Source organism: Bradyrhizobium sp. ISRA442, from assembly GCF_038085055.1.
In the GTDB taxonomy this organism is placed as follows: Bacteria; Pseudomonadota; Alphaproteobacteria; order Rhizobiales; family Xanthobacteraceae; genus Bradyrhizobium.
In genome coordinates this window covers 60,490-74,160 of record NZ_JALGCN010000008.1, presented here as the reverse complement: position 1 = coordinate 74,160, position 13,671 = coordinate 60,490, and the positions used below count along the sequence as shown (strand labels likewise).

Genomic DNA, 13,671 nt, shown 5'->3' with positions numbered 1-13,671 from the left:
GCCGACGGGATCATCCGCAGCCGGCGTCGACAGCGCCTCCTTCAAATTGAAGGACGGCATCATGCCCATCTGAACGAAGCAACTCTCATTGGTTGCAGTCCCCCCGTACGATCATTCCAAGGTTCCCTGATGGTCAATGCGGACCAATTCCTGGCAGCATTGAGGCTTTCACGTGTCTGCGAACAGCGACCGTCTACCCCCAAAGGGGTAGACGGCCGTCGCTCCCCCCTCTGCCTCGATGAGGCAGAGGCTCCATAGAAGTCCGGAACTTCAGCCCTTCGGGCCGTGCCGTCCAAGTGACGGCCCAGGATTGGCCTCACCACGAGTGCGAGAAATGGTGATGCAGGTCCTGAGTCTGATCCGCAATCCAGTCTGTCGCGACTTGTGTCGTCGTCCCGGCAGTACTGTTCGCGGCGGCAGCCTTGTCGAACTTGTGCCACCAATCGCCTTGAGGTGCCGATTGAGTCTCGGTCACGCCACCGGTCTTCGTGCTGCCGTCCGTGGCAGCGTTGCTGGACGTGGTCGGCTGCGCGACGGCCGCCGCCGTGGCCTGTGTCGTCGGCGCGGTGGTCGTCGTACTGGTCGCCATCTTCAGGCTCGTCGACGCAGAACTGGTCGTTGTTCCGAGCGAATGCACGGTCTGACCGGGCAGAACGCCGTCGTAGTCGATCCCGTCGAGATCGAGATGCGCGACATAAGACCCGATGCCGTCATGGCTGGCTTTGGTATGAACGTCCGCGATCTTGCTCGCCCCGCTCACATATTCGATGGCCACGACCGGCTTGCCGGCATCGACCGCCTTCTGGAGATTTTCAAGTGTGTACTGCGTCTCTGCCAGAGGCTGCTTCTTGCCGCTGTCAGTATAGTACACCTCCTCCTTGAACATGCCGTCGATGGCGTTCAGGTAGTTGGTGTGATCGAGCAGCTCTTCGGCGCCGTTGACCCACACCTTGAAGTCCGGATCCTTCGACACCGCGTACTGCTTGAGCGACACGACGAGATCGACCATGTCCTGTTCGGCATGCGGATCGTGTTTCTTTGCCCATGACGAATAGAACTCGTCGACCACATCGAAGTAGATGCCGTCGTAGCCGGCAGAGATCATCTGATCGATGGCCTTCTGCGCGACCGCCTTCCACTCAGGCGTCCAGTAGGCGACATGGAAGTTGCCCGGCCAGTTCCGATCCTCAGGGCCGACGATCGACTTCGACAGCGTGCTGAAGTAGTCCCGGTAGTTCTCGGCCTCGCCAAGATTGAAATAGCCGAGCACCTGGCTGCCGCCGCTCTTCATCAGCGACACCTGGGACGCGGTAAACGGCACACCTGAATCATTCTCCGTTTCGACCACTTGAACATCAAACGGTGCCTTCGCGACCTTCGCGGGATCCACGCCCTGCAGAACGTAATTCGCCGTGATCGGCCCCTGCGAGTGGCCCGAGTTCGAGCCATCGCTCGTGCCTCCGGTGCCTCCAGTCGAACCGCCGGTACCGCCGGTCGCGCCACCCGTCGATCCGCCCGTGCCACCGGTGCTGCCCCCGGTCGAACCGCCGGCGCCACCGGTCGTACCACCCGTCGATCCGCCGATCGGATGAACCGTCTGACCGGGAAGAACGCCGTCGTAATCGATCCCGTTGAGATCGAGATGTCCGATATAGGATCCGAGGCCATCATGCGCGGCCAGCGCATGGACGTCCGCGATCTTGGTCGCTCCGCTCACATACTCGATGACCACGACCGGCTTGCCGGCATCGACCGCCTTCTGAAGATTCTCGACGGTGTGCTTCGCCTCCGAAACAGATTGCTTCTTACCGCTGTCCGTGTAGTACACCTCCTCCTTGAACATGCCGTCGATGGCACTCACGTAGTTGGCGTGATCGAGGAGCTCTTCGGCGCCATTGACCCACACCTTGAAGTTTGGATCCTTCGACACCGCGTATTGCTTGAGCGATACGACGAGGTTGACCATGTCCTGTTCGGCATTCGGATCGTGGCTCTTCGCCCAGGACGAATAGAACTCGTCAACCACGTCGAAATAGATGCCGTTGTAGCCGGCGGAGATCATCTGATCGATGGCCTTCTGCGCAACCGACTTCCACTCCGGCGTCCAGTAGGCGACATTGAAATTGCCCGGCCAGTCCGGGTCCTCGGGACCGACGATCGACTTCGACAGCGCGCTGAAATAGTCGCGGTAATTCTCGGCCTCTCCAAGATTGAAATAGCCGAGCACCTGACTGCCGCCGCTCTTCATCAGCGAGACCTGCGCCTTCGTAAACGGCACACCGGAATCATTCTCGGTTTCGACCACCTGGACATCGAACGGCGCAGCCGCGATCTTCGCCGGATCCACCCCTTGCAGCACATAATCTGCAGTAACTGTCATTTCCAATCCCCCCTCACAATGTTCTTCCCGAGGTCTTGCTTATGAACGCTTGATCCCGACAGACCGTCAAACGACGGCTCTGTCGGGATGCAGCCCTTAGATACTTAGTGGTGATGCCAGAAGTTCGAGAACGACTGATGCCAATCGTGAGTCTGATGGGAGGTATCCGGCGCGCTCGTCGTCGAGTCGTTGGACGCGTAGTGCCAGTGATTGTGATTCCCCGTGTGCCAGCCGTCCGTGCCGCCGGTGGTACCTCCGGTCGTGCCGCTGGTATCACCGGTCGTACCGCCAGTGGTGCCGCCGGTCGTGCCACCCGTGGTGTCTCCGGTCGTGCCGCCAGAGGTACCGCCAGCCGTACCGCCCGTGGTGCCACCGGTCGTGCTGCCAGTGTTGCCGCCGGTCGTGCCACCGGCGTCGCCGGTCGTGCTGCCAGCGGTGCCAGTGGTGCCTCCAGTCGTGCCGCCGGTGTCGCCGGTCGTACCGCCAGTGGTGCTGCCAGTCGTGCCACCGGTGGTGCCGCCGGTCGATCCGTCGATCGGATGCACTGTCTGGCCCGCAAGAACGCCGTCGTAATCAATCCCGTTGAGATCGAGATGTCCGATATAGGATCCGAGACCGTCATGCTCGGCCTGCGCGTGAACATCCGCGATCTTGGTCGCCCCGCTCACATATTCGATGTCCACGACCGGCTTGCCGGCAGCGACGGCCTTTTGCAGGTTTTCGACCGTGTACTGCGTCTCCGAGACAGGCTGCTTCTGGCCGCTGTCGGTGTAGTACACCTCCTCCTTGAACATGCCGTCGATGGCATTCACGTAGTTGCTGTGACTGAGCAGCTCTTCGGCGCCGTTGACCCACACCTTGAAGCCTGGATCCTTCGATTCCGCGTACTGCTTGAGCGAGACGACGAGGTCGACCATGTCCTGTTCGGCATTCGGATCGTGGCTCTTCGCCCACGAGGTATAGAATTCGTCGACCACGTCGAAATAGATGCCGTTGTAGCCGGCAGAGACCATCTGATCGATGGCCTTCTCCGCAACCGCCTTCCATTCCGGCGTCCAGTAGGCGACCTGGTAATCGCCCGGCCAGTCCGGATCCTGAGGACCGATGACCGATTTCGGGAGCGTGCTGAAATAGTCGCGGTAACTCTCGGCCTCTCCAAGACTGAAATAGCCGAGCACCTGGCTGCCGCCGCTCTTCATCTGCGAAACCTGGGACGCCGTGAACGGCTCACCGGAATCATTCGTGGTTTCGACCACCTGAACATCGAACGGTGCTGCTGCGATCTTCGCGGGATCCACCCCTTGCAGCACGTAGTCTGCGGTAACTGTCATTTCCATATCCCCTATACATTGCTCATTCCCGAGCGTCTTGCTCGAAAACAAACGAGGCCGAATGAAGGTCGCTTCGGGAAAAGTTGGGGGCCAGCTTGGAGCGGCTTTGGAGCGCTTTATTGATACTATTTGAGTATCAACCTCAGCGAGCATTACATTCGTGCGGTTGTCTTTGTAGCCGTCAGCAGCACGATACCGTCAACGCCGTTTCGTTGGCGCGCAACAGCGCCGACGGAATAGGATGATCTTCTTATCTTGCTGTCGCTCACGCGCTCTGAAGGACTGTATTCCACTACAGCGTACGAGGCGATCTCGTTGCGGCTTCGCCCTTGCTTAATCGACGCGCTTCGACGTCCGCGCGACAGCGCAGTCGCTTCGATGCTGAAGAACCGAAGCGTTGCGCGCGCTCCCATCCGAAGCACTGACCAAGATATTCTTGTTCGTGTGCGCCGCGTTGATCATGCCGATCGTGAGCCGAGGATCGCGCGGTCGAGCTTGGCAAGACGAGCAAGCTTCGAAGCCGCAGACATTGACCGACGGGACATGCCGCGGAGCAACGTGCGGAGCGGCTTCAAGAGGAGCCTCTCCGCCGCCGCGGACTGAAGTGGGCGGGCGCCCCGGCGCACCGCGATGGTGGGATTTTGCCTTTCCGAATGAGGTTGCGATTTTTAACTTGCGTTAAGTCACGGCGCGGACAATTGTGACGGCCACCTAAAGCATACTGCAAACTCCACCTGTTCTACCTCGCCCCGTAGTTTTGCGGATTTTTGATGCGGACGTTTCTTATAATCCTGGGCATCTGGCTGTTGCTGAATGCCCTGTTCGTCGTGGTCATGATGCCGGCGCGCAAGCCGTCGTCGCGCGGCCCGGGCGGCCTGTTGCCCGTAGCGATCAATCGGCGCGCCGGTCCGCCTGAGGAAGACGATAAGCTCTCCTTCCGTCACGCCATCATTTCGGCCGCGCTGACCATCGTCGAGTCCGTGACTCCGCCTCTGCTCGAAGCCCTCAACGCGGCCAAAGGACTCGTCAGCAAGCGACACTCAAAGCCGCGGAGCTCGAAGGCTCCTGACGGCAACGCGAAGCGGACGAGACCTGAGCTTGAGACCTGATTCTTCGGAAACCAGCAGCATCCCATGACGAGCTGAACGCGCTCGACTAGGCTCCCGTCGTATCCCGCCTTGGCCTTGCGCTTGCGGCATTGCAGGAGAAGCGTGGCCAGACACTTCGAAGCATGGCAGCCGAGATCGGCACGACCGCATCGATCTGCAACGAATCATGAAGCGCGGCCAGCTTCCGGATGCACTCGGCATGACCAAGATCCTGATGCGGCTCACCGAGCCGTTTCCGAAAGCCGACAGTAAGGCACGCAAGAGGGCGCGCTCTGGCGCGTAGCAGTGTTCCTCGTAAGGAACGCCAGGCGTTTGTGCGGAGATCGTGCGCAATCAAAGGTCCTGCCCGCCCTTGCGCACACGCTGTCATTCCCTGCTTGAACGTCTCGCGCGGGCACCGGAGTTCCGCGATAGCGTTCCATCACAAAATACTCCCGGCGAACCTTCCCTGACGGAACAGATGCGCCTCCGGCTCTTTGAGTCGATGGGCACACTCTTCAGGAGGAGTTGAACGCCATGAAAACATTTATCCTGACAGTTACCACGTTGCTGATGCTCGCGGCCGGAACAATGACGGCGGCCAATGCCGTTGAGTTCGGCGTCGGACCGGGCGGTGTCTACGTCGGTCCTGACCGGTATCACTACTACGACCGTGATTACGGATCCGACTGTCGGACCATCATCAGCCATCGTACCAATCGCTTCGGCGAGGACGTCGTGGTCCGCAGGCGGGTCTGCGACTGACCCCTTTACTGAATGAGGGTACGTTTCGAGCCTGCGCGGAGCCCACTCCGCGCAGCGCTACTTCAGCCGTTGTATGCGAATAGCTCGATCGGCTCGCTGAAGCCGCGCACTTCATATTCGCCGACGTGCTCCAGCGCGAAGTCGCGTTCGACGAGGTCGGCGAACGCGCGCGACAGCAGCACCGTCTTTCCCAATTGCTTGGTCAGGGCTTCCAGGCGCGAGGCCATGTTGACGGCCGGACCTATGACGGTGAAGTCGAGCCGTGTGCGCGAGCCGATATTGCCGTACATGACGTCGCCGACGTGGACGCCGATGCCGTAATTCATCGGCGCGCGGCCGATGCCGCGGTTCCTCTCGTTCAGGGCCGCCATGGCTTGCCGCGCCTCGGTCACGGCATGCAGCAGGTTTGCGCAAGCTTGGGGTTCACTGAGCGGAAAAATCGCGAGCATGCCGTCGCCGATGAATTTCAGGATCTCGCCGCCATGCCGCGCAATCGGCTCCGACATCGCGTCGAAATAATCGTTCAGGAGATCAATGACGTCGTCGCGTGGCCAGCTATCCGAGATCCGCGTGAAATCGCGCAAGTCGCAGATCATGATCGCGGCGCGCACCGTCGTCCCGCTGCCGCGCCTGGTGGCGCCGGCCAGGATGAGCTCGCCGGCATGAGGCCCGACATAGGTCTCCAACAGGGTACGCGCCAACCGGTTTTTGACGCGGATTTCGCTGACCAGCGCCAGGACCGGCAACAGCCTCTTCAGGCCGGCAATATGCGCATCGTCAAAGCCGCCGGCACGGTCGGTCGCAAAGGTCACGATGTGGCGCTTGCCGAGCGTATGGTAGAGCGGCCAGGCCACGTAATCAGTCAGGCCTTTTGCCCGCATCTCGTCGTAGAGCGCGTGCTGGCGGCCGAGTGACGGATCCAGTTCGAGGTTCTCGCGCACCTCGACCGCACCATCGAGAATCTCGTTGGCGGAGCTGCCGATGTATTCGGATCGCTCCCGAACGTCGTAATCAACCCTCGCGATCTCCGCCTCGCGCATCCCGTCGGACCACATCATCCGGGCGCCAAGCCATTGCGGATGGTGGATCAGGATGTGAAGCGTTGCCCGCTTGACGGGAATCCCCGAGCGCTGGAGCCGGATACACATCTCGGCAAAGATGTTATCGAGGAAGCGCTCGTCGCGCGTTTCGTTGGTCAGCCACTGCACGACGTCGCTGTCGTAATGCGTGGAGAGGGTTTCGATGTCTGGCGGCGCTTTCATACTCTGCCTCTGGGCGGCGAACTGCATCCGACGAGATATATCGTGTTCCCGCCCGACGGCGTCAACCTAGCCTGCCGGACGATTGCCGCTTAGCCGACGATGTGGATCGACCCGAGCACCGCCACCGCGCCCGACGAGATCTAAAGCGTGATTGCGCGCGGGCCCTTCATTCCCCCTTACCGCCCTTCAGCTTCGGCAGCGTCTCGACGATCTTCTGCTTGCCGTCGACGATCTCGGCCAAAAAACTGGCGCGGTCGATGTCGCCGTTCTGGTCCCAGCTTGCCTCCATCAACATGCCAGGTGCCTTGTCGGGCGTCAGCGTCAGGCCTTTCATCGCCGCGCCAAACGCCTTGCTGTCGAACTTACCGATCTTCTCGGTGACGTATTTGACGAGATAGACGGCGGTGTAACCCTTGATGCCGTTGTGGTCGGGCCAGTATTTGTAGCGTGCGCTGAACTTCTTGGCGAATTCCTGGATCGCCGGCACCGGCGCATCGGCGCTGAGGCCGACATGGCCGCGCACGCCATTGGCGGCGGGGCCGGCGAGCTCGACGACCTTCTGGCTCAGAAGCGTGGTCTCGCCAAACAGCGGCGTCGACAGGCCTTGCCGTTTCGCCTCGATCAGGAAGCGCGCGCTTTCCTCCTCGTTGGTGTAGACGAAAACCGCGTCGGCCTTGGCGTTCTTCAGCTTGATGACATCGGAGCCGAAATCGACCTGGCCCTGCTCGGTGGAGATGTCGGCTGCGATCTCGATGCTGCGCGCCTTCATCTCTTTCACGAAGTTGTCGCGGCCGCCCTTGCCGAAATCATTGTTGACCCAGACCACCGCGACCGATTTCACCTTGAGCTGGTCGTGGAGGTAGTTGGCGATCTTCGGCATGGAGAACTGCTGGCCGAAGGCGGTGCGGAACACCCAGGGGTTGCCCTGCGTGGTGATGTCCGCCGCTTCCGCGCCGACGATCTGCGGGATCTCCGCCGCTTGCGTCAGCGCCATGTTGACCTTGACTGAGCCGGAGTAGATCGGCCCGAGCACGACATAGGGATCCTTGTCCAAAACCTTCTGCACCTGCGCACGCGAGATGCCGGGATTGCTCTGGGTGTCGAGATGTTCGGTCTGGATCTTGCGGCCCAAAATGCCGCCGGCATTGTTGATCTCGTCGACCGCGAGCGCGACGCCGTCGCGCCAATTGGTGCCCGACACCGCGCCGGGGCCGGATAGCTCGACCACGTCGGGAATGTAAACCGTGGTCTGGGCACAGGCCGCGCCCGCCCAGATGGATGCCGCGATCGCGATGCCGACCGGCTTTGCGAGATGCCTCATGAACTCCCTCCGCTTTGTTGTCTCTTATCCTGGTTGATCCGCTGCGCCTTCGACGCCGAGCAGTCTCGCTGGCGTTCGCCACAAGAGGCGGTGCAGGTCGTCGGCATCTGGAAACAGCGTTGTCAGCACAGCGAGCAGCGGCCCATAGTCGAGCCGCTCGGGCGCACGCAGGAACGGATAGTCGGAGCCCCAGACACAGCGGTCGAGCGTGAAGGCCTCGACGAGGGCGGCAACGAACGGCCAGGCGTCCTCATAAGGGTGCGGCTGCTCTGAAAACTTGTAGTAACCGGACAATTTGATGTGCGCGTCGCGCCCGCGGCCGATCGCCAGCAGCGCCTGGAAGGCCCTGCCCGTCAGCCCCTGCGCAATCGAGGGACGCCCGCAATGATCGATGACAAGACGCACGTCCGATTTTTCGATCAGCGGCAGCAGGTCGAGCAACTGGTCCTGCTCGACCTGGATCTGCAGGAACAGGTCGAGCAGGACCAGCTTCTCAAGGAGCGGTGCCGTACTGCGATAGTAGTCGGCGCCGTGGAACGGCACGTTGAAGGCAACGCCGATCACGCCGGCCGCCTTCAGCCGCGCGAGTTCGTCGATGTCGACGTCGTTGTCGACGACCGCGACGCCCCTGAAGCGGCCGCCGCCCTGCTTCAGTGTATCCAGCAGAATGCTGCTGTCGCTGCCGTAGCCGGTGTTAGTTGCCACGATAAGTGCGTGGCGGACATCAAAGACGTCGAACACGCGGATGAGCTGCGCCGCCGGTGCGATCTCCTGCCCGCTCGGCCGGTATGGCGTATCAGCCTCGTAGGGAAAGCGCAGGGGATCGATGGCGTGGATGTGGCAGTCGATCTTGGGGCACGCCGGCAGGGTCATGGCGCAAAACTCCCCTCGCGTAATCAGAAGGTCGCCTCGATGGCCTTGATCAGCTCGGGCGTCACGTCAGGCATGACGCCGAACCAGGCCTTGAAGGCGAGACGCGCCTGGTTGAGCAGAAGGCCGAGCCCGTTCACGGTCACACAGCCGCGCGCACGGGCCTCAGCCAGGAACGGCGTTTCGAGCGGCGTGTAGATGAGATCAGCGACGAGCGTCGCGGGATTCAGCCGCGACAGGTCGATCTCGAGCGCGTCCTTGCCGATCATGCCACGATCGGTGCAGTTGACGAGCAGCGCGACATCGGCAAGCGCGGCGCCGCGGTCGTCCCAACCAACGGCGCTGACGGCGGGGCCGAACTCCTGTGCGATCGCCTGCGCCTTCTCCGCCGTGCGATTGGCAATGCGGATCTCGCGCGCGCCGTTCTCCAGCAACGCGACGACGACCGCCCGACTCGCGCCGCCCGCCCCTAGCAGCAGGATCGGCCCCGCATCGCCGCGCCACCCGGCGCGCGCATCGCGCAGGCTTTGCACAAAGCCATTGCCGTCATTGTTGAAGCCGGAGAGCGTGCCGTCGTCCTCGACGACGATGGTATTGACGGCGCCGATGCGCCGCGCGGTCTCGTTGACACGGTCGAGCAGCGGCATCGCCGTCTGCTTGTGCGGCATGGTGACGTTGCAGCCGCGGAAACCGAGCGCGATCAGCCCGTCCAGCGCATCCTCGAGCCGCTCCGGCTTGACCGCGAGCGGCAGATAGGTGCCGCGGATATCGTGCGCCTTCAGCCAGAAATTATGAATTACCGGCGAGCGCGAATGCGCGACCGGCATTCCGATCACACCCGCCAGTCCAAATCCATCCGCCTGCGGCATGCTGCGCTTCCATCCTCGAAACCCGGCACACCGAATTCGCGGCGCGGCGGCTTTCCTCCACGACGGCACCTTTCGGTACCCGACCATCTTATTTGGTCATTTGTCCAATTCTATTAGGCGGAATGGCCATCGGACGCAATCTGAATCTCGGGGGACCGGCGCGGAGGGGAACGGGATTCGGAAACGAGGGCTAAGCGCTTTGACCCCGAGTCTGGCAAACGCCGAGTTGGCACGAAGCAGTCCTTCCGAAGTGACGTTGCGATATTCAGTTCCTGCTGTACATACGGGCACCAAGCTCACCTTCTCTCACTCAATTTGCGCGTCCATGACCTACGAGCTGTTTTCGCTGCGGGAGCAACCGCAATATCTGGCCACCGTCGCCGATTGGATCCATCGTCAATGGTGGGCGGGGACGAGCACGCCGGTCGAAGACATCGAGTCCTGGCTGAACACTCATCTCGGTGCGGAGGGATTTCCGACGACCTTTGTCCTCATCGCGGAGGGAGAGCTCGCCGGGTCGGTTGCGCTGCATGAGACCGAAGCGGAAGACCGGCCGTCATACCGGCCGTATCTTGGTGCGCTGTTCGTCAAGCCGGCCTATAGGGGCCGTGGGTTTGGCGTGGCGCTCGTCCGCGCCGTTGAAGCTCATGCGAGCAAGCTTGGTCACTCCGCCATCTATCTGAACGCGGCCGACCCGGTCACTCATTTCTATGAAGCGCTCGGGTGGCGAGTCATCGAACGCGGCTACGGCCGCAAACGGCTCAACATCCTGCAGCGGACTTGCAGGCTCGATGTTGGGTCGGGCCAAATGTCGGATCGATGAGACTACTGAGCGGCACGACCGCAGCTACACGCCCAGCGCCTTCCGATTGAAAGTGCGCAAGACGCGCAGCGAGAGCGTCCGCACATTGGCGACGTTGAGGAGCCATGCCGTCGCGGCATAAGCTAAGCCACCCGCGAGGCTCACGATGATGAGCGACAGGAGACCAGTGCCCGCGACCTGCGATCGCGCAAGCAGGATCGCGGCGGCCATCGCCGCCGCTGAAGCCGCGACGCCGGCGAGCCGGTTGAGATCGAAAGGCACGGGATAGGCGCGGCGCATCAGGACGACCGCGACGAGGAAGCCGATGGCCTCGGTCGCGAACGTCGCGAGCGCCGCACCGTAAATGCCGTAGCCCGCGACCAACGCGAACATCAAGAGCACGCTCACGACCAGCGTGAGGAAGGATTGCGCCGCCAGCATGAAGGGCCGCTCGGCAAGCTGGAAGCTGATCTGGACGTAGAACTGATTGGCGATGCCGAAGAACCGGGCGAGCACCAGCATCGGCAGCAGCGCCGACACGCCGGCGCGGAAATCGACGCCGACGAGCGTGCCGGCGACCTGGTCCGCCGTCAGCGCGAGCCAGACCGCGACGGGCGCGACCACGACGAGCAGGAGTTCGAGGCTCTCGGTTAGCCGCTCCCGGGTTGCCGCATCGCTCTTCTCGGATAGCGACCGGAACACCAGCGGCACGGTCGCCGCGGCGACGCTGGAGGCGATCATGACCATGAACTGGCGCGGCAGATCGGCGGCGACACCGAAGATGCCGGCGGCGTCCTTGCCGAGCAGATAGGCGACGATGAGCCGGTCGCAGGTCGAGTAGAGCGCGACCGAGAGGCCGGCGAGCGTCAGCGGCAGGCCATAGCGCGCCAATTGCATGAACTGAGAGCGCTGAAAGCGCGCGATCCTGGTCCGATCGCCCGCCAGATTCAGAATGATCCCGGTCAGCGAGCCCAAACCGAACGCCGCGAGCAGACCCATGCCGCCCCAGCCGAGCCAGATTCCCAAGAGGCCAAAGCCGACGCTCGAGATACTGCGTACGATCGCGATGGCAGCGAACCGATAGGGCCGCAATTTGGCGCGTTCGAACTCCTGGCCGACGTCGACCGCATTCGCCATGATCGCGACGAACATGCTGGCAAGCAGCAATTCGACACTGACGTCGCTGCGGAACAGGAGGACGAGCGGCGCCGTGGCGCAGAGCACGGCAACCGTCAGCGCAAAGCCGACCATCGCCGTGCCGCGAAAATCCACCTCCGCCGACATGGCCTGATAGCGGGACACCGACAATTTGATCCAGGCAAAGAAGATCGCGCCGAGAATGCTGGCGATGCTGATGCCGACGACGTAGACGCCGTACTCGGCCGGGCTCAGAAGCCGCGTGTATGCGGTGATTGCGAAGAAGCCGACCGCGGCGGGCAGCACATAGGCCGCAAGGTAGATCGAGAAATGGCGGTTCAGCATGCGAGCACGGGACCGTTGGCGGCCTGATTAATGGATCGTTAAGCAGTTGGACCTTGGTGTGGCGAACGGATTGCGCCGCAGCATCGGCAAAGATAGTCACATAAGTCTGCAAATCGGATCGCGAATGGCGCAGCGAAGCGGATTTTGCGCGTTAGTGTTAAATTTGCCCTGTCCGGACCGCCGCGATCACCGAAAGAAATCCATGATTTCGAAACGTCGCCCGGCTTGCTCCAATGCGTCGGCGTGACTGACGGGCGAACCCGGCCTCCCTGCCGAATGGCGGCGCTTACGCTTCCCTGGTGCCGGCGGGTCCCAGGAGAAGAGACGAGCGGACATCTCGTCCGGCGAAAGTTAACTCACCCGCTGGAAACCTCAGCGTCGCAACGCCTTGCTTGGTACGATGACGTGTTAGTTCCAAAAGGAACGTCGCCACGTGATCAAGCTCGACAGACGCGCATTCCTTCTCGGCAGCGCCGCAACACTCGCGGCGGGCGCATCTGCGTCCGCCGCACCGGCATCCAAGCTCACCCAGCGCCGCCCGGGCTATGGCGCCGCGGCCACGCTGTGGGATTTGCAAGCCGATCCGCGGCTCGGCGAGGCGATCAGCACCTATTGCACGCAGGTTGTGCCGGTGCTCGAACTGAAATGGCCGATGCTGCGGCCGAATGCGCACACCTTCGCCTTCGAACGCGCCGATGCGATCCTGGATTTTGCGAGGCAGAACGATCTGACGATGCGCGGCCACGCGCTCGCCTGGTATCACGACATTCCGGACTGGACCAAGCAGATCAAGGATGCGAAGGGCGTCGAGCGCGCCTACGTCGATCACATCGCGACCGTCGTCTCCTATTACAAGGACAAGCTGACGTCGTGGGACGTCGTCAACGAACCGATCCCCGACAATCCGAAGAAGGTCACTGACAGGCGTGACTCGTTCTGGTCGCAGAATCTCGGCGACCGCTGGATCCCGCTGGCTTTCCGCACGGCGGCGGCGGCCGATCCCTATGTGAAGCTCGCGATCAACGAATACGACATCGAGTCCGCCAAGGACAGCTTCATCGCCAAGCGCGCCGCCTTCCGCCATCTCATCATGGATCTGCTCGATCAGGGCGTGCCGCTGCACGCCGTCGGCCTTCAGTCGCATCTGCATGCCGAGCTCGAGATCGACACGCATGGCCTTGCCGAGTTCGTCACCGAGCTGCGGTCGTGGGGTCTCCAAGTCCTCGTCACCGAGCTCGACGTCGATGACCAGAAGCTGACGGGCGATCCGGCCGCGCGCGATGGCATCGTCGCCAAGCGTGTCGATGATCTCCTCAGCGCGATCTCGACCAGCGGTCCGGTGCGCTCGATCCTGACCTGGGGGATCTCGGACCGCTATAGCTGGATCAACGGCACGTTCGCCCGCAAGGACAAGCAGCCGAACCGCCCGTTGCCGCTCGACGGCGAATTCAAGCCGAAGCCGTTCATGGACGTCATCACGAAATTCACGAACGCCGCCTGA

At 62.2% G+C, this 13,671-nt stretch carries 11 protein-coding genes; 4 read left to right on the top strand and 7 right to left on the bottom strand.

From position 1 onward, the window contains the following. Positions 1-316: 316 nt before the first annotated feature. Positions 317-2,380 carry an endo alpha-1,4 polygalactosaminidase gene (locus tag MTR72_RS18520; protein WP_280969321.1) on the bottom strand — a complete coding sequence of 688 codons (2,064 nt, stop codon included), beginning with the start codon at positions 2,378-2,380 and terminating at the stop codon, positions 317-319. Positions 2,381-2,484: 104 nt separating this feature from the next. Continuing rightward, entirely contained in the window at positions 2,485-3,711 is a 1,227-nt protein-coding gene (locus tag MTR72_RS18515) for an endo alpha-1,4 polygalactosaminidase (RefSeq protein ID WP_280969320.1), read from the bottom strand. A gap of 770 nt (positions 3,712-4,481) precedes the next feature. Here MTR72_RS18515 and MTR72_RS18510 point away from each other — a divergent pair. Together MTR72_RS18510 and MTR72_RS18505 are read left to right on the top strand one after the other, a co-directional pair. Continuing rightward, entirely contained in the window at positions 4,482-4,820 is a 339-nt protein-coding gene (locus MTR72_RS18510) for a hypothetical protein (RefSeq protein WP_280969319.1), read from the top strand. A gap of 516 nt (positions 4,821-5,336) precedes the next feature. Further along, the gene (locus MTR72_RS18505; RefSeq protein WP_280969318.1) at positions 5,337-5,564 is read left to right on the top strand and encodes a hypothetical protein; all 228 of its coding nucleotides are present in this window, start codon (positions 5,337-5,339) and stop codon (positions 5,562-5,564) included. A 62-nt stretch (positions 5,565-5,626) separates the two neighbouring features. On the opposite strand, the gene MTR72_RS18500 is transcribed toward MTR72_RS18505, so the two are convergent. The 4 genes from MTR72_RS18500 to MTR72_RS18485 all read right to left on the bottom strand — a co-directional run bounded on the left by MTR72_RS18500 (position 5,627) and on the right by MTR72_RS18485 (position 9,886). Beyond that, the gene (locus MTR72_RS18500; protein WP_280969317.1) at positions 5,627-6,826 is read right to left on the bottom strand and encodes an adenylate/guanylate cyclase domain-containing protein; all 1,200 of its coding nucleotides are present in this window, start codon (positions 6,824-6,826) and stop codon (positions 5,627-5,629) included. Positions 6,827-6,992: 166 nt separating this feature from the next. Beyond that, on the bottom strand, positions 6,993-8,147 hold the full coding sequence (locus MTR72_RS18495) for an ABC transporter substrate-binding protein (RefSeq protein ID WP_280969316.1): 1,155 nt from the start codon (positions 8,145-8,147) through the stop codon (positions 6,993-6,995). Between the two features lie 24 nt (positions 8,148-8,171). Beyond that, positions 8,172-9,020: an amidohydrolase family protein gene (locus tag MTR72_RS18490; protein ID WP_280969315.1), complete on the bottom strand. Its 849-nt coding sequence runs from the start codon at positions 9,018-9,020 to the stop codon at positions 8,172-8,174. Positions 9,021-9,043: 23 nt separating this feature from the next. Beyond that, positions 9,044-9,886 carry a shikimate dehydrogenase gene (locus MTR72_RS18485; RefSeq protein WP_280969314.1) on the bottom strand — a complete coding sequence of 281 codons (843 nt, stop codon included), beginning with the start codon at positions 9,884-9,886 and terminating at the stop codon, positions 9,044-9,046. A 325-nt stretch (positions 9,887-10,211) separates the two neighbouring features. On the opposite strand from MTR72_RS18485, the gene MTR72_RS18480 reads away from it, so the two are divergent. Further along, positions 10,212-10,709 (top strand): GNAT family N-acetyltransferase, encoded by a 498-nt coding sequence (locus MTR72_RS18480; RefSeq protein WP_280969313.1) that lies wholly within the window; start codon positions 10,212-10,214, stop codon positions 10,707-10,709. Positions 10,710-10,733: 24 nt separating this feature from the next. On the opposite strand, the gene MTR72_RS18475 is transcribed toward MTR72_RS18480, so the two are convergent. Further along, on the bottom strand, positions 10,734-12,170 hold the full coding sequence (locus MTR72_RS18475) for an oligosaccharide flippase family protein (RefSeq protein WP_280969312.1): 1,437 nt from the start codon (positions 12,168-12,170) through the stop codon (positions 10,734-10,736). Positions 12,171-12,603: 433 nt separating this feature from the next. On the opposite strand from MTR72_RS18475, the gene MTR72_RS18470 reads away from it, so the two are divergent. Further along, on the top strand, positions 12,604-13,671 hold the full coding sequence (locus MTR72_RS18470) for an endo-1,4-beta-xylanase (protein ID WP_280969311.1): 1,068 nt from the start codon (positions 12,604-12,606) through the stop codon (positions 13,669-13,671).

Excerpts from the sequence above, each read along its gene's own strand:
- MTR72_RS18500 (WP_280969317.1), bottom strand. The coding sequence starts at position 6,826 with ATGAAAGCGCCGCCAGACATCGAAACCCTCTCCACGCATTACGACAGC.
- MTR72_RS18480 (WP_280969313.1), top strand. The coding sequence starts at position 10,212 with ATGACCTACGAGCTGTTTTCGCTGCGGGAGCAACCGCAATATCTGGCC.
- MTR72_RS18485 (WP_280969314.1), bottom strand. The coding sequence starts at position 9,886 with ATGCCGCAGGCGGATGGATTTGGACTGGCGGGTGTGATCGGAATGCCG.
- MTR72_RS18510 (WP_280969319.1), top strand. The coding sequence starts at position 4,482 with ATGCGGACGTTTCTTATAATCCTGGGCATCTGGCTGTTGCTGAATGCC.
- MTR72_RS18490 (WP_280969315.1), bottom strand. The coding sequence starts at position 9,020 with ATGACCCTGCCGGCGTGCCCCAAGATCGACTGCCACATCCACGCCATC.
- MTR72_RS18475 (WP_280969312.1), bottom strand. The coding sequence starts at position 12,170 with ATGCTGAACCGCCATTTCTCGATCTACCTTGCGGCCTATGTGCTGCCC.
- MTR72_RS18495 (WP_280969316.1), bottom strand. The coding sequence starts at position 8,147 with ATGAGGCATCTCGCAAAGCCGGTCGGCATCGCGATCGCGGCATCCATC.
- MTR72_RS18515 (WP_280969320.1), bottom strand. The coding sequence starts at position 3,711 with ATGACAGTTACCGCAGACTACGTGCTGCAAGGGGTGGATCCCGCGAAG.
- MTR72_RS18505 (WP_280969318.1), top strand. The coding sequence starts at position 5,337 with ATGAAAACATTTATCCTGACAGTTACCACGTTGCTGATGCTCGCGGCC.
- MTR72_RS18520 (WP_280969321.1), bottom strand. The coding sequence starts at position 2,380 with ATGACAGTTACTGCAGATTATGTGCTGCAAGGGGTGGATCCGGCGAAG.